The 14,656-nt window shown below is 61.8% G+C and carries 15 protein-coding genes and 1 riboswitch; of the genes, 11 read left to right on the forward strand and 4 right to left on the reverse strand.

From position 1 onward, the window contains the following. Positions 1-463 (forward strand): EF-Tu/IF-2/RF-3 family GTPase (locus ACR65T_RS02625; protein WP_434495032.1); only part of this gene is annotated, 463 nt, incomplete at its 5' end. Positions 464-628: 165 nt separating this feature from the next. After that, the gene (locus tag ACR65T_RS02630; RefSeq protein ID WP_434495033.1) at positions 629-1,198 is read left to right on the forward strand and encodes an NUDIX domain-containing protein; all 570 of its coding nucleotides are present in this window, start codon (positions 629-631) and stop codon (positions 1,196-1,198) included. 55 nt (positions 1,199-1,253) lie between these two features. Here ACR65T_RS02630 and ACR65T_RS02635 read toward each other — a convergent pair whose 3' ends face one another. Together ACR65T_RS02635 and ACR65T_RS02640 are read right to left on the reverse strand one after the other, a co-directional pair. Then, entirely contained in the window at positions 1,254-1,562 is a 309-nt protein-coding gene (locus ACR65T_RS02635) for a TonB-dependent receptor plug domain-containing protein (RefSeq protein ID WP_434495034.1), read from the reverse strand. Between the two features lie 112 nt (positions 1,563-1,674). After that, positions 1,675-1,887 (reverse strand): hypothetical protein, encoded by a 213-nt coding sequence (locus tag ACR65T_RS02640; RefSeq protein ID WP_434495035.1) that lies wholly within the window; start codon positions 1,885-1,887, stop codon positions 1,675-1,677. A gap of 206 nt (positions 1,888-2,093) precedes the next feature. Between ACR65T_RS02640 and ACR65T_RS02645 the strand changes: the two genes are divergently transcribed. The 4 genes from ACR65T_RS02645 (at position 2,094) to ACR65T_RS02660 (ending at position 6,970) form a co-directional block, all read left to right on the forward strand. After that, on the forward strand, positions 2,094-2,870 hold the full coding sequence (locus ACR65T_RS02645; RefSeq protein ID WP_434495036.1) for a DUF1499 domain-containing protein: 777 nt from the start codon (positions 2,094-2,096) through the stop codon (positions 2,868-2,870). A gap of 94 nt (positions 2,871-2,964) precedes the next feature. Further along, entirely contained in the window at positions 2,965-3,969 is a 1,005-nt protein-coding gene (pdhA, locus tag ACR65T_RS02650) for a pyruvate dehydrogenase (acetyl-transferring) E1 component subunit alpha (RefSeq protein WP_434495037.1), read from the forward strand. A gap of 12 nt (positions 3,970-3,981) precedes the next feature. Next, the gene (locus ACR65T_RS02655) at positions 3,982-5,451 is read left to right on the forward strand and encodes a pyruvate dehydrogenase complex E1 component subunit beta (protein WP_434495038.1); all 1,470 of its coding nucleotides are present in this window, start codon (positions 3,982-3,984) and stop codon (positions 5,449-5,451) included. Between the two features lie 256 nt (positions 5,452-5,707). Further along, positions 5,708-6,970 (forward strand): hypothetical protein, encoded by a 1,263-nt coding sequence (locus tag ACR65T_RS02660; RefSeq protein WP_434495039.1) that lies wholly within the window; start codon positions 5,708-5,710, stop codon positions 6,968-6,970. Between the two features lie 138 nt (positions 6,971-7,108). Here the strand turns inward: ACR65T_RS02660 and ACR65T_RS02665 are convergent, their stop codons facing one another. Continuing rightward, complete coding sequence (locus ACR65T_RS02665) at positions 7,109-7,483, reverse strand: DUF29 domain-containing protein (RefSeq protein WP_434495175.1); 375 nt, start codon at positions 7,481-7,483, stop codon at positions 7,109-7,111. Between the two features lie 329 nt (positions 7,484-7,812). On the opposite strand from ACR65T_RS02665, the gene ACR65T_RS02670 reads away from it, so the two are divergent. The 4 genes from ACR65T_RS02670 to ACR65T_RS02685 are packed head-to-tail and all read left to right on the forward strand — an operon-like array spanning position 7,813 to position 10,645. Continuing rightward, entirely contained in the window at positions 7,813-8,748 is a 936-nt protein-coding gene (locus tag ACR65T_RS02670) for a 2-oxo acid dehydrogenase subunit E2 (protein ID WP_434495040.1), read from the forward strand. Positions 8,749-8,799: 51 nt separating this feature from the next. Then, positions 8,800-9,186 carry a VOC family protein gene (locus ACR65T_RS02675; protein ID WP_434495041.1) on the forward strand — a complete coding sequence of 129 codons (387 nt, stop codon included), beginning with the start codon at positions 8,800-8,802 and terminating at the stop codon, positions 9,184-9,186. Positions 9,187-9,219: 33 nt separating this feature from the next. Then, entirely contained in the window at positions 9,220-9,444 is a 225-nt protein-coding gene (locus tag ACR65T_RS02680; protein ID WP_434495042.1) for a GDCCVxC domain-containing (seleno)protein, read from the forward strand. A 52-nt stretch (positions 9,445-9,496) separates the two neighbouring features. Beyond that, a complete protein-coding gene (locus ACR65T_RS02685; protein WP_434495043.1) occupies positions 9,497-10,645 on the forward strand; it encodes an Mrp/NBP35 family ATP-binding protein in 1,149 nt (382 codons plus the stop codon). An 84-nt stretch (positions 10,646-10,729) separates the two neighbouring features. Here the strand turns inward: ACR65T_RS02685 and ACR65T_RS02690 are convergent, their stop codons facing one another. Beyond that, positions 10,730-12,121, reverse strand: coding sequence for an OmpP1/FadL family transporter (locus ACR65T_RS02690; protein ID WP_434495044.1), 1,392 nt, complete (start codon positions 12,119-12,121; stop codon positions 10,730-10,732). Between the two features lie 393 nt (positions 12,122-12,514). Then, positions 12,515-12,608: riboswitch (TPP riboswitch) on the forward strand. A 99-nt stretch (positions 12,609-12,707) separates the two neighbouring features. Between ACR65T_RS02690 and thiC the strand changes: the two genes are divergently transcribed. After that, positions 12,708-14,543 (forward strand): phosphomethylpyrimidine synthase ThiC, encoded by a 1,836-nt coding sequence (thiC, locus tag ACR65T_RS02695; protein ID WP_434495045.1) that lies wholly within the window; start codon positions 12,708-12,710, stop codon positions 14,541-14,543. Positions 14,544-14,656 lie beyond the last annotated feature (113 nt).

Below are 14,656 nucleotides of genomic sequence, written 5' to 3' on the forward strand. Positions count from 1 at the left end.
GGAAGTCGAGATCGTCGGCATCCGTCCGACGACGAAGTCGACGGTGACGGGCGTCGAGATGTTCCGCAAGCTGCTCGACCAGGGCGAGGCGGGCGACAATGTCGGCTGCCTGCTGCGCGGCACGAAGCGCGAGGACGTCGAACGTGGCCAGGTGCTGTGCAAGCCGGGCTCGGTGAAGCCGCATACGAAGTTCAAGGCTGAGGCGTATATCCTCACCAAGGAAGAGGGCGGCCGTCATACGCCGTTCTTCACCAATTATCGTCCGCAATTCTACTTCCGCACGACGGACGTGACCGGCATCGTCACATTGCCTGAGGGCGTGGAGATGGTGATGCCGGGCGACAATGTGACGATGGAAGTCGCGCTGATCGTGCCGATCGCCATGGAGGACAAGCTGCGCTTCGCCATCCGCGAAGGCGGCCGAACGGTTGGAGCTGGAGTGGTCGCATCGATCATTGAATGATCGAGGCAACGACGGAATGCGATCAACCGGATTCCGATGCGGCGCCGGCATCGAATGACCGCTGACGCGCGCTAAGAAAATCCGTAAAGGGGCAGGAGCCGCGCTCTTGCCCCTTTATTTTTGGGTCTATCCGATTTCTGATGCGGCCAGCGATTGAGCTCCGCCATGAAGCCTTCCGTCATCAAACTCGAACGCACGCACCAGCGCTGGGCGACGATGTCGATCGCGACCATCCGCATGCCGGACGGAAGGACCGTCCTGCGCGACGTCGAGGACCATGGCTGCGCGGCCGCCGTGCTGCCATACGATCCCGCGCGCAGGACGGCGCTGCTCGTGGAGCAGCTGCGCGCCCCGGCGCTGATCGCCGTCGGCGCGACGCAATCGCTCGAAGCGATCGCCGGTCTCGTCGAGGGTGAGGATGATGCGGTCGCAACGGCAAAACGCGAGGCGCTCGAAGAAGGCGGATTGCGGCTCGGCGCGCTCGAACATGTCGCGAGCGCCTGGTCGATGCCGGGCGTCTCGACCGAGCGCATGGCGCTATATCTCGCCGAATACCGGGCCGAGGATCGCGTCGGCGAGGGCGGCGGGGTCGCGCATGAAGAGGAAGAGGTTCGCGTCGTCGAACTGGGCCTCAAGGAACTCGCCGCGTTGATGGCGGCGGACGGCTTCGTCGACATGAAAACGCTCGCGCTCGTTCAGGCGCTGCAGCTTCGCCGTCCTGAACTCTTCGACTGACGCACGTCGACTGGGCGGGCCGACGTAAGCCGACACACGCGAATGACGGTGGACACTAGCAGCCTCCGCCGCTGACCCCCGGCGCAAGCCGCAGCGCGTCGCAGAGATTGCGCGACTGGAAGTCGTCCATCATTTTTCGGGTGATGACGCTCGTGGAGCCCGGCACTTGCATGACGGGGGTTGGAGCCCCCGTCGGTCCGGTCACATAGTCCGAGAAATAGCCGTCATCAGTATATGGCGGCGGCGGCGCGACGCGATGAACCCGGGCGTGCGCGCCGCGCACGCGTACGTCAGCAGCGGCGGCGGTTGTCAGACCAACCGTGGCGACGACGATGAGCAGGAATAGGGCGACAGCCTTGCGCATGGCGTTGTCCTCCTGCCCGAAGCATATAGGGGCCCGGGGTCACAAGGAAGCAGGCCGGCGAACCGCGGCCGTAAAAGGCCGTGTAAAGGTGGCCGCCCTGCTTGGCCCCAGCTCAGGCGGCGAGTTCGTCGCCCAGAAGCATCGCGGGCGGGCGGTGGTCGTCGAGGCGGGCGACCGCCGCCGTCTCATGTTGAGCGAACTGCTCCACCTCCAGCGCCGCGGCGACGGCGGAAATGCCGATCTCGCGGTAAAGCCGCGCGAGAAGGTCATGGGGATGGCCGCCGGATTGGGGCTCGTTAAACTCGACGGAATACTTGTCGGACATGGGCGGGCTCGACGACAGGAGGGGAACTCAAGGGACGTTTTCCTAGGATTGTCCTCGGCAAGTTAACGCGCCGCTAAGGAACCGGCGCGGAGGCGGCGCCCGCCCGACTTTTTTTCAAATGCGCGAGAGCCGTTGCATTCGCCGTGAAATTGCGAAAAATGCGCCGGAGCCGCCCGGTGGCGGCGGTCACGCGAGTCTTTGAACCGATGCGACGTCATCTTCCGCCCGAGCCCTGGTCGAAAGTCGCGCTTTGGAGCCGACGGTTCGCGATTTTCGCCGCGACTGTGGCGATTTTGGCGATCCTTCTGGGGCGACTTGGCGCCCTTGACCCGGCGTCGGCGCTCGCCTCGCTAGGCGGCGCCATGGCCTTGGCGCTGATCGCGCTGCTTTTATTTTGCGCCGCTTGCAGCGTGATTTGGCGGACAGGACGGCGCGGAGCCGGCGCGGCGGCGACCGCGTTCGTCATCGCGGCCCTGACGCTGGGCTACCCGGCTTATCTGGCGTTCGAGGCGGTGCGTCTGCCGGTGCTTTCCGACATTTCGACGGACGTCGCCGATCCGCCCTTTTTCTCCTTCTCCAAAGCCGCCTTCGAGGCGCGCAGCGGCTTCCAGCCTCCCGGCCTCCCGTCCCGCGCGCGGGAGACGCAGCGACCGGCCTATCCCGACGTCGAACCGATCGTCGTCGATCTGGACACGGACGAGGCCTTTGCTTTGGTGCTGAAAACGGCCAAAGCCCGCGGATGGACGCTTGTCGACAAGCGGCCGCCGGGCGGACGTAGCGGCGACGCTCATATCGACTTCATCGACAAAACGCTCGTCATGGGATTTGACGACGACATCACAGTCCGCTTCAAGCCGCTGCCCGGCCAGACGCGCATCGATTTGCGCTCGGCGTCGCGTTACGGACGCCATGACTTTGGCGTGAACGCCAAAAGAATCACCGCTTTCGCCGAGGAACTGCAGTCGCAGCTCGACGCGCGCTAGCGCGCTCCCCAAATTGAAAGGCAGGCGAGACGCTCGTTTTCGGCGGCGTCTTGGATTACTCTGCACAGTAAAGCTTAGCGACGGGAGCGGTGAAATGGTCGAGGAAAGCGGCGGCGGCGCGGCGGGCGCGTCAACAGTCCCGCCTTTCACTCGCGAACAAGAACTCACCGCCTTTCGCGACATGCTGCTCATCCGGCGATTCGAGGAGAAGGCCGGACAGCTTTACGGCATGGGCGTCATCGGCGGATTCTGCCACCTCTACATCGGCCAGGAAGCCGTGGTCGTCGGCGTCAAGATGGCGGCCCGCGACGGCGAGCAATTCACCACGAGCTACCGCGACCACGGACATATGCTCGCCTCAGGAATGGAGCCCAGGCGCGTCATGGCGGAACTCGCCGGAAAGCGCGGCGGCTATTCCAAGGGCAAGGGCGGCTCGATGCATATGTTTTCGCGCGAAGCGAATTTCTACGGCGGGCACGGCATTGTCGGCGCGCCGGCGCCGATCGGCGCGGGGGTGGCCTTCGCCAACGCCTATCGCGGCGACGGGCGCGTATCCCTGACGTTTTTCGGCGAAGGCGCCTCGAATCAGGGCCAGGTCTATGAGGCCTTCAACATGGCGGCGCTGTGGAAGCTGCCGGTCGTCTTCATCGTCGAGAACAACCGCTATGCGATGGGCACCGAGATCCATCGCGCCTCCGCGCAGATCGACTTCTCCAAACGCGGCGCGGCGTTCGCGATCCCCGGCCAGCAGATCGACGGCATGGACGTGCGAATCGTCAAGGCTGCGGCGGACGAGGCGATCGAATGGTGCCGCGCCGGCAAGGGCCCCTATCTCATAGAGGCGCAGACCTACCGCTATCGCGGCCACTCGATGTCCGATCCCGCGAAATATCGCTCCAAGGAAGAAGTCCAGAAGATGCGCGAGGAGCATGATCCGATCGAGCAAGTCCGCGCGCGGCTGATCGCCGACGGCGTCAGCGAGGACGAGCTCAAGAAGATCGACGCCAATGCGCGCAAGATCGTCGCCGAAGCCGCCGATTTCGCCACTGCGGACAAGGAGCCGGATCCAAGCGAGTTGTGGACGGACGTGCTGGCGTGAGAGATTGAGTCAATGACCGTCAATGTCCTCATGCCCGCGCTGTCTCCAACGATGGAGCAGGGCAAGCTCGCCAAATGGCTCAAGAACGAAGGCGACGCGGTGAAAGCCGGCGACGTCATCGCCGAGATCGAGACCGATAAGGCGACGATGGAGGTCGAGGCCGTCGACGAGGGCGTGCTTGCGCGCATCCTCGTTCCCGGCGGCACCGAGAATGTCGCCGTCAACACGCCGATCGCGGTGATCGCCGAGGAGGGCGAGGAGGTCGCCGACACCGCCGACCATGCGCCGGCCGATCGCGTTGGCGAAGAGGACAAAGCGCAAAAGCAGGCCGAAGCCGCCCCGCCGGTTCCAGGCCAGACCGCGCCGCAGGACGAACCTGGCGAAGCCAACAGGGCCGCGACGAAAGCCGCGGTCGAGGCTGCGACGCCGACGCCCAAGGCCACGAGCGTCGCCAAGGAACCATCAGCGACGGTCGCCCCTGAGGTGCCCGAAGGCACGACGATGGTGTCGATGACCATGCGCGAAGCGCTTCGCGACGCCATGGCAGAGGAGATGCGGCGCGATCCGAACGTCTTCGTGATGGGAGAAGAGGTCGCCGAATATCAGGGCGCCTACAAGATTACGCAGGGCCTTTTGCAGGAATTCGGCGCGAAGCGCGTCGTCGATACGCCGATCACCGAATATGGCTTCGCCGGCGTCGCCGTCGGCGCGGCCTTCGCCGGGCTGCGGCCGATCCTCGAATTCATGACCTTCAATTTTTCGATGCAGGCGATCGACCACATCGTCAATTCGGCGGCGAAGACGCTTTACATGTCCGGCGGACAGATCAACTGTCCGATCGTTTTCCGCGGACCGAACGGCGCCGCGGCGCGCGTCGCCGCGCAGCACAGCCAGGATTATTCCGCCTGGTATTCGCAGGTGCCGGGGCTGATCGTGATTGCGCCGTCAAACGCCAGCGATGCGAAAGGCCTGCTGAAGGCCGCGATCCGCAACGACAATCCGGTCGTGTTTCTTGAAAATGAGATTCTCTACGGCAAGACGTCGGAAGTGCCGGCGCTGGAAGATTTCGTTCTGCCGATCGGCAAGGCGCGCATCGCAAGGCCCGGCAAGGACGTGACGCTCGTCTCCTTCTCGATCGGCATGACCTATGCGCTGCAGGCCGCCGAACAACTCGCCAAGGAGGGGATCGACGCCGAGGTGATCGATCTGCGCACGCTGCGGCCGATGGACACGGCGACGGTGATCGAGTCCGTCAAGAAGACCGGCCGCTGCGTCGCGATCGAAGAAGGCTGGCCGCAATGCGGCGTTAGCGCCGAAATCGCGATGCGCGTGCAGATGGAAGCCTTCGACTATCTCGACGCGCCAGTGCTGCGCGTCACCGGCAAGGACACGCCGATGCCCTACGCCGCCAATCTCGAAAAGCTCGCTTTGCCGAGCGTGGCGGAGGTCGTCACGGCGGCGAAGGCGGTGATGTATCGGTGATCGGATGCGCCAAGAGGGAAGCCGTGCGCGTAGTGATAGGGAAGTGATGCGGGCAGCGCCATATTCCCGCAAGGCGCGCCGGGGCTAGGTGGCGTCGCGGGCATCGTGCGTGTTGATGCGACTGCCGAACCTCCGTCACTATCGGCTCGTTTCCGGCCACTGTCCGATAGAGATGGTGGTCTTTAATGAGTGTGCCTTATAACCTTACGGACTCATTCTATAAGGTTCCTCAACTGCGCATCGAGGAGAAATTGTAATGGAAAGTATTGTGAAGACACTTCAGTCGGTTTTTCCGTTATTGATTTTCTATCCAAATTGGGCCCAAGCGCTATTTCTCGTAACATTTCTTCTAACGCTATTATCGTTTGCGGTGTTCGTCGTTACTTATAATCAGGCAAGCGAGGCCCAAAAGCAGGCAGAGGGGACGAAGTTTGCCGACATTAGATTGGCAAGCCCTCCTCCCTCTTCAGCTCAGAGACAGGAGCCAACGGTTGGGCCGGCAGAAGAAATGGAATCGCCTAACGCGTTCAGAAGTTCGGAGTTCGCAAACGAGTTTCCAGTAATTGATCTCAAATTCCAAAATCCTGGAAAAATTTCTGAGATGATTACTAGGCTAAAACTCTTGGTTCGTGACGTGAATGTCAACATAACTCCATCAATTGAGTACTCATTAGTAGTTGCGGATGGCGACTTGTTTCTAGAACTTCGTAATTTCGGATGGGGGAGCGCCCGCGAGGTCTCAGTAGAGGTTGATTTATCGCCATTTGGGTCGGCGCTACTAACAGGAAAAGTGCGGAAGATTGAATTAGCCGAATTACCACCTGCGGTTGCCGACGCTAACGGTGTATTTTCCGCGACAAAATTCACGGTACTAAAGAAAGATCAACTAAAGTTAACCAACGTTCCGCAAACTCTTCGGGTTCAACAAACCAATGAGGTAGCGAAAGCGAATGAAAAATCCTTCTGGGCGCTTCAACACAAGATTGAGTCGAATGGGCTGCACGGCCTAAATGCGCATGTAACGTACAGCGATCAGTATGGAAAGAATTATTCAGAAACTGTTACGATTCAGCGTATTGAGCGAAGCGTATATGATAACAAGAACATTTATTATGGACCCAGAGGTTTTATGTACGTGGAATATGACAGGGGAATACGATATTCCTTAATCGCTCCCAGTGCGAGCTATAACTTCCTAGTCGATGTCGAAAAGCCGCATGAAATCTCTGAACTTTCTGTAGCCCACGAGGTACCCGCTGGAGGCTTTGATCGTCTGGCGGTCACCGTTGGAGCAACAAAATCCAGCCTGTTGCGTTTCCAATTCGAGTTCGTCACAAACACCGGCCGCACTGTATTAAGTCCCCACATGTCGATAGAAATATGGAACCCACGGAACACGTTCGTAAACGTCGAGGGAGGGAAGAGAGTTAACAATTTGCTACCAAGTAAGAACGCCAGAGAAGAGCCTTACGACGTTAACGCCCTCAAGGCCTCGCGTTCAAGGAGCTGGGGCTACTAGCCTATCCCAAACGTCTCTTTCGCCGCGCGCCGCATGTCACCCCTGCGCACGCCGCATCATTCCTCTGGCCAGAAATCCTCGTCCATCATCTCTTCGAACGTCCAGGGGCACTGCGCGTGGAACAGAGCGGCGTCGAGGTCAGTTTCGCGCTGCACGCCGATCCGCCGCCTGACGATAGGCGAGCGCCGTCGCGTCAGCGATGACGCTCTTGAGGCTGGGATTGTCGGAAAGATGCGCGTCAATCGCGATTTGCTGCTCGTCGACGCTCAGCTTCCAGCTGCGCCCGCGCAGGCTCGGCTGAAAGCGCCATTTCAGCAAGTGAACCATCAGGACGATGAGGCGGCTGACGAGATCGCGCTTTTCTGTCCTGCCCAAGCTCTCCACCTCTTCGGCGATATGCTCGATATCCGCCTCGCTGAGCTTGCCGGCGCGTAGAAGCGCCGCCTGCTCATTGGCCCAGGCGTAGAAATCTTGGTCATAAAGCTGGCTCGCGGCCGTTTTTCCTCGGCCGATTTATCTACTCGGCGACACGTTCATCAGGCCGATCGGGTCAAGGGCTTCCTCATCCTGAGGAGCGTGCGAAGCACGCGTCTCGAAGGACGAGGAAGCCCGATTTCGCGTATTTTTCCTCACCCTCGTCCTTCGAGACGCCGCCTTCGATCTCGGGCTTGCCCGAGATCGACGTTAAATTCGCAAGTCGGGTAAACCCGACTTGCGGGCGGCTCCTCAGGATGAGGGTGAGGAAAAACGATTCGCCCAATTCCCTGGCGCATTCATGGACTGCTCTCGGCAAGGCCTCTAATATATAGCGAACTTTCCGCCGCCAAAGGCGATTCCGCACGATGAACGCTCCCGCTCAATTCGCCCCCGGCGCCCGCATCTTCGCTTCGCCTCTCGCGCGCCGACTGGCGAAGGAAGGCGGCCTCGATCTCTCCGCGCTGCAAGGCTCAGGGCCGCATGGCCGGATCATCGAGCGCGATGTGCAATCGGCGCTCGCGCGCGGAGAGACGCCGAAGGCGGCGTCGCTCGCATCCGCTCCCTCCGCCGACGCGACGCGCAAATTCTTCGAAGCCGGCTCTTACGAGGAAATCCCGCACGACAATGTGCGCAAGGCGATCGCCCGGCGGCTGACGGAATCGATCCAGACCATTCCGCATTTCTATCTCAACGTCGATTGCGAGATCGACGCGCTGCTGCGCCTGCGCGAGGATTTCAACGCCGCCGCGCCGCTCGGCTCTGACGGCAAACCGACATGGAAGACGTCCGTCAATGATTACGTGGTCAAGGCGCTCGCCATCGCGCTGCAGCGCAAGCCGGAAGCCAATGTCACCTATACGCCGGACGCGCTGCTGCGCCACAAATCCTCCGATATCGGCGTCGCCGTGTCGATCCCCGGCGGGCTCGTGACGCCGATCATCCGTAGCGCCGAGGCGAAATCGGTTCGCGAGATTTCCGAGGAGATCAAGGAGCTTGCCGGGCGCGCCCGCGCGCGCAAGCTGAAGCCGCATGAATATGAAGGCGGCGTGTCGGCCGTGTCCAATCTCGGCATGTATGGCGTGCAGAGCTTCACGGCGGTGATCAATCCGCCGCAGTCGACGATCCTGGCGGTCGGGCAGGGCGAGCAGCGCATGATCGTGAAGAACGGCGCGCCCGTTGTGGCGACGATGATGAGCGTGACGCTGTCCTGCGATCATCGCGCCGTCGACGGCGCGCTCGGCGCCGAGCTTTTGGCGGAATTCAAACATGTCATCGAACATCCGGCGATGATGTTCGCATGAGAGAGATTTGAAATTCGTCAGAATGATTGCAGAGCGTCGGGCTGACCGGGCATGAGCATGAACTACTCAGTTTCAATCGACGTTCCGCGGCTTGAAGACGGCCTGCGATTTTATCGCGACGCCTTGGGACTTCCCGAGATCGCTCGACCTGTTCCCACATATGTCCTGCTCAAATGTGGAAACTCCCAAATCGGACTGATCGAGAAATCGGCTGGAAGCAAACCGGCCCAGGGAACAGACGAGGTTCGTCGATATGAGCGACACTGGACGCCTGTTCATATCGACTTTCACGTCGACGATTTTGAAGCCTTTTTGACAAATGCAGTAAACGCTGGCGCGAAATGTGAGCAGAAATTCGAAGGCGGCGCCCGCCCGCCCATAGCATTTTGCGCCGACCCATTCGGCAATGGATTCTGCGTGATAGGAACAGCCGCCTGATCAAATTCGGATCAGGCGCACAAAGAGGCGGATTTGCAGCTCCAATCGACTCTCGCCTGTCCGCACTGCGCGCGCGCGGAAACGCTCGATATGCCGCAGGACGCCTGCGTCGTCGTGCATGTCTGCGTCTCCTGCGGCGCGCGGCTGAGGCCAAAGGCGGGAGACTGCTGTGTGTTCTGCTCTTATGGCGACGTTCCATGCCCGCCCGTGCAGAAGGAGGGCGATTGTTGCGGCGCGCCGATGGACGGGGGGCGCTAATCGCGGCATATGGCTTGCCTGGAACAGCTCTAAACAGGCAAGGAGCGGGCGCGTGGCGACGGAAGCTGACATTTTGAAGGCTCTGGAAGGGCTCTACGGGCCGGGCGGCGCGCCGCTCGCCGGCGCGGTAAGCGGCGTCAACCTATCGGGCGCCAAAGCCTTCGTTTCGCTGGCCGGCGATCCGAGCCAGACGCAGGCCTGGGAGGCGGCGCGAGTCGCGGCCGAGCGCGCGATCAAGGCGGCGCCCGGCGTCGAGCAGGCTGTGGTGACCTTGACGGCCGAGCGCGCCTCGCGCCCCGAGGCTCCGCAGCCTCGGGCTCAAGCCCAAGCTCAAGGCCATGCCCATGCCCAAGCCCATGCGCATGGGGCCGGCGCGCCGCCGCCTCAGCAAAAAGGCGGTATCCCGGCGCTGGAAAAAATCCGTTTCATTGTCGCCGTCGCCTCGGGCAAGGGCGGCGTCGGCAAGTCGACGACGTCGGCCAATCTGGCGCTCGGCCTCGCCGCTCAGGGTTGGCGCGTCGGCCTGCTTGACGCCGACGTCTATGGCCCCTCGATGCCGCGGCTGTTCGGCTTGACTGACAAACCCAAGGTCGAAGGCGGCAAGCTGGCGCCGCTCGAAGCCTATGGCGTGAAGATCATGTCGATGGGCTTTCTCGTCGACGAGAACGTGCCGATGGTCTGGCGCGGTCCGATGGTGTCGCAGGCGATTTCGCAAATGCTTGGCGAAGTCGCCTGGGGAGAGCTCGACGCGCTGGTGATCGATATGCCGCCGGGGACGGGCGACGTTCAGCTCACCATCGCGCAGCAGGTCCCGCTCGCCGGCGCGGTGATCGTCTCGACGCCGCAGGATTTGGCGCTGATCGACGCGCGGCGCGCCGTGTCGATGTTCCAGAAAGTCGAGGCGCCGATCCTCGGCGTCATTGAAAATATGAGCTACTTCCTGTGCCCCCACTGCGGCGGTCGCTCGGAGATCTTCGCACATGGCGGCGCGCGCCATGACGCTGAGCAGATGGGCGTGCCTTTTCTTGGCGAGGCCCCGCTCGACATCAAGATCCGTCAAACCTCGGACGCCGGGACTCCCGTCGTGGGCGCCGAGCCCGACAGCCCGCAGGCCGCCGTCTATCTCAATCTCGCGGCGAAAGTGAAGACGCTGCTCGAAACGCAAAAACAGCGCGCTGCGCCAAAGATCGTCGTCGGCTGAGTCGAGGGCGCAAAAAAGACGCGCCTCCGTTCAGGAGGCGCGCCAGGCGGGCCGATCGCTGCGGCCGTCAGGGAGCGCTAATGTTCAGAAATGACTGGGGATCCAGGACGTATCGCCTGCATCCCATTTATAGTTGTAGCCGACCGTGAACTGGGTGGCGCGTCCCCAGGCCGTGATCGTGGCGTTTGGATTGTAGTGAGGAAGAACATTCAGTGGAATTGAAGGAAAGAACGCCCTGCCGACAAATGGAACGTCTTCCGCGTAGCTGACCGAATTTTTGAAGTCGTAAATGGCCGCGAAGTCGATCGACGAATTCTTCGTCAACTGATAGCCAAAGCCGCCGGTGACGGAGTGAGCGGCGACCGCTGGCGCCAGCGCCGCAAGCGTGGCGGCGCGGTTTCTCATCGCAAGGGTTGAGTAGTGGTAACCAGCACGCAAGGTTAGTTTTGGCGTGGCCCGCCATTCGGCGCCCAATGATGCGGAGTCCGTGTCGCGCCAATCAAAGCCAGTGCCGCCGGATGAGCCGAAGGACCCGAACCAAATGGGATAGCTCGAATAACCGGCGGTCGTCGCGGAGTAAAAGATGTGTCTCCAGTCAGCCATCAGCGTGAGGTTGGGCAGCACGTCATAGGCTACGCCCGCGGTCACGTTCGCCGGAATGTCGAAACTGCCCTGGTCCGCGATAAGTCCTCTGTATTTCAGAAATCTGGACATGAACATCGGCGTTGCGCCGGCGAGTCCAAAGCGCAGCTCATTTGTCGCGCGCCACTCGAAACCCACCCGCACGCCCCCTCCGGCTGACCAATCGTAGGCCATATCGGTAAAGTTGTACATGTTGGAGGAGTAGGGAGAGAGAATTTTCAGTCCTTGCGCGTTGAACATCTGGATCGCCAAAGTGGGTGAGACGCCCACGCTGAACGAACCGAATTTTCTGGCGTAGGTGGCGCTGATAAAGGACTGCTGGAGGTCGAGTCCGGCCGCGCCGCCGCCGAGGACGCCGCCAAACGACGGAGAGACAGTGATAATGCCTCCCGGGCCAGCTTTGACCGGCGGCTTGAAGTGCCCGATGTCGTAGGAGGTGTTGAGGCCGCCGTTGCCGTATGTGGCGAGGCCCCAAGCAGACTCCGCGTCAATCGGGTGGACATAAGCGCCGTTGGGCACCGGAAAGATGGGCCGACCGCTCCTCACATCGCCAGGCGCCAGGACCACTGGTTGCCCTACGGTCGAGTACCCCCGCTCGGGCAGGCTCACGCCGAGTCCGACTTGAAACATCCGTTCGAGTCCGACAATGCCAGCCGGGTTGATCGACATGGCCATTGCGTCTCGCGAGTCCGCGACGCCAGCGCCACCCAAGGCTCTCTGACGCGGACCAAAGCCTGTAAGGAAATAGCCGTCGGCGCCGAAGGAGACGGACGGCGCAAGCGCTGCGATTGCGGTCAGCGAGAAGAGCAAGCTGCGCGAATTCGATTTTTTCATTGTCGGCGAGTCCCGAAGCGAACCGTCTCTCAAGCCTCGCCACTGGCGGGCATTCGCCTGTCGCGCCGAAGGTCGACGCATGTTTACAGTATATTAGACAATACAAGAGCCGCTCGACTTTAGGCGCGAATTCGCCTTCACACGCAAAGATTTCTCCTCTCTGTAACGTCTTTGCAACACATATGCTGTCTGCGCATTGTGCGCCTGAGCGCAAATCGACAAAAGGACCGCGTCTTCTCGCGGTGCGCGCGGCAGTAGAGCCCTCGCTTTCGTCGTGGCGCTCGAAAAGGTCGTTGGCGTCAGCCATCGGCGCAATGAGCAGAGTCCCGATCAGCCATCCTGATGGGCGTCGTTCGCCGCCTTGCGGTGCGGTGGCGAACGGACTAGTTTTCACCTAATGGCGAGGGGCGCCGCAAGCGCGGCTGAGAAGCACCCGTCGAACCTGATCCGGGTCATGCCGGCGTAGGGAAGGCCAGCGAAAGAGCGAACGGCGCGCCTCGCGTCGTCGCAATGATAGCGCATCCTCCTTCGTCTTCCTGACTCAGCGTCCGCTTCCCTTGACGAAGCGCGATGAAGGAGCGCGATCATGAACATCCACGACAAGCGCATGCCGGCAAGTGTCACCACCGGGCCGGTCGGAAAATCGCGCAAGGTCTATTCCTCGCCGAAGGAACGCGACGACATTCGCGTTCCCTATCGCGAGATCGCGCTCGACCCGTCCTCGGGCGAGCCGCCGCTTCGGGTCTACGACCCGTCAGGACCCTATACCTGCGCATCCTTCACGCCCGACCTTTCGGCGGGATTGCCCTCGGCGCGTCCCTGGCTCGCGACGCGCGCAGGACTCGAGCCCTATCAAGGACGTGGCGTCAAGCCAGAGGACAACGGCTTCGCTGAAGGCGAGCGGCTCGTGCCGCCTTGCCCCGCCGCGCGCGGGCTTTATCGGGCGGCCGGCGCGCAGCCCGTCACTCAGCTTGAGTTCGCCCGCGCCGGGATGGTGACGGAGGAGATGATCTATGTCGCGCATCGCGAGAACCTCTGCCGCGAGCGCGCGCTTGACGTCGCGAGAGAACGCATCGCCGACGGCGAGAGCTTTGGCGCCGCCATTCCCGAATTCGTCACGCCCGAATTCGTGCGCGAGGAAGTCGCGCGCGGCCGCGCCATCATTCCGGCGAATGTCAATCACTCGGAGCTGGAGCCGGTCATCATCGGCCGCAACTTCCTGGTGAAGGTCAACGCTAACATCGGCAATTCGGCCGTCACTTCTTCCGTTGCGGATGAGGTGGAAAAGATGGTGTGGGCGATCCGCTGGGGCGCCGACACAGTGATGGACCTCTCCACCGGCCGCAACATTCACAACATCCGCGACTGGATCATCCGCAACGCCTCCGTGCCGATCGGCACCGTGCCGATCTATCAGGCTCTCGAAAAGGTGGGCGGCGATGCGCTCAAGCTCGACTGGGAAGTTTTTAAAGACACGCTGATCGAGCAGGCGGAGCAGGGCGTGGATTACTTCACCATCCATGCCGGCGTGCGCCTCGCCTATGTGCCGCTGACCGCCAATCGCGTCACCGGCATCGTCTCGCGCGGCGGCTCGATCATGGCGCGCTGGTGTCTCTCGAAGCACAAGGAGAGCTTCCTTTACGAACGCTTCGACGAGATCTGCGACATCATGCGCAAATATGACGTGTCCTTCTCGCTGGGCGACGGTCTACGCCCCGGCTGCAACGCCGACGCCAATGACGCCGCGCAATTCGCCGAGCTGGAGACGCTGGGCGAATTGACGAAGATCGCCTGGGACAAGGGCTGCCAGGTCATGATCGAGGGCCCCGGCCATGTGCCGATGCACAAGATCAAAGCCAATATGGACAAGCAGCTGAAAGTCTGCGGCGAGGCGCCCTTCTATACGCTTGGCCCGCTCGTCACCGACATCGCGCCGGGCTACGATCACATCACGTCGGGCATCGGCGCCGCGATGATCGGCTGGTTCGGCACCGCTATGCTGTGTTACGTCACGCCTAAAGAACATCTCGGCCTGCCGGATCGCGACGACGTCAAGACCGGCGTCATCACCTATCGCATCGCCGCGCACGCCGCCGATCTCGCCAAAGGCCACCCGGCGGCGCGCGAACGCGATGACGCGATGAGCCGGGCGCGTTTCGACTTCCGCTGGGAGGATCAGTTCGAGATCGGTTTAGATCCCGACACGGCGCGCGAATTTCACGACGAGACGCTGCCGAAAGAGGCGCACAAGGTCGCGCATTTCTGCTCGATGTGCGGACCGAAATTCTGCTCGATGCAGATCACCCGCGACCTGCGCGAAGAGGCGAAAGAGATCGAACGCCAGAAGGGCATGGCCGAAAAGAGCGCCGAGTTTTTGGAAAAGGGCGCGCAGATTTATGTGAAGGAAACCCCTCTCCCATAGCGCGCGCGTAACCCTCTCCCTGTGGGAGAGGGTGGACGCCCCCAACCCTCCCCCGCTGCCGCGGGAGAGGGAGGAGATTGCGCCCTTGAAGCGGATATCTCGGTGAAGCGCGC

This window comes from Methylocystis sp. (assembly GCF_051061285.1).
Taxonomy (GTDB): Bacteria; Pseudomonadota; Alphaproteobacteria; order Rhizobiales; family Beijerinckiaceae; genus Methylocystis.

Excerpts from the sequence above, each read along its gene's own strand:
- ACR65T_RS02630 (WP_434495033.1), top strand. The coding sequence starts at position 629 with ATGAAGCCTTCCGTCATCAAACTCGAACGCACGCACCAGCGCTGGGCG.
- ACR65T_RS02635 (WP_434495034.1), bottom strand. The coding sequence starts at position 1,562 with ATGCGCAAGGCTGTCGCCCTATTCCTGCTCATCGTCGTCGCCACGGTT.
- ACR65T_RS02640 (WP_434495035.1), bottom strand. The coding sequence starts at position 1,887 with ATGTCCGACAAGTATTCCGTCGAGTTTAACGAGCCCCAATCCGGCGGC.
- ACR65T_RS02645 (WP_434495036.1), top strand. The coding sequence starts at position 2,094 with ATGCGACGTCATCTTCCGCCCGAGCCCTGGTCGAAAGTCGCGCTTTGG.
- pdhA (WP_434495037.1), top strand. The coding sequence starts at position 2,965 with ATGGTCGAGGAAAGCGGCGGCGGCGCGGCGGGCGCGTCAACAGTCCCG.
- ACR65T_RS02655 (WP_434495038.1), top strand. The coding sequence starts at position 3,982 with ATGACCGTCAATGTCCTCATGCCCGCGCTGTCTCCAACGATGGAGCAG.
- ACR65T_RS02660 (WP_434495039.1), top strand. The coding sequence starts at position 5,708 with ATGGAAAGTATTGTGAAGACACTTCAGTCGGTTTTTCCGTTATTGATT.
- ACR65T_RS02670 (WP_434495040.1), top strand. The coding sequence starts at position 7,813 with ATGAACGCTCCCGCTCAATTCGCCCCCGGCGCCCGCATCTTCGCTTCG.
- ACR65T_RS02675 (WP_434495041.1), top strand. The coding sequence starts at position 8,800 with ATGAGCATGAACTACTCAGTTTCAATCGACGTTCCGCGGCTTGAAGAC.
- ACR65T_RS02690 (WP_434495044.1), bottom strand. The coding sequence starts at position 12,121 with ATGAAAAAATCGAATTCGCGCAGCTTGCTCTTCTCGCTGACCGCAATC.
- thiC (WP_434495045.1), top strand. The coding sequence starts at position 12,708 with ATGAACATCCACGACAAGCGCATGCCGGCAAGTGTCACCACCGGGCCG.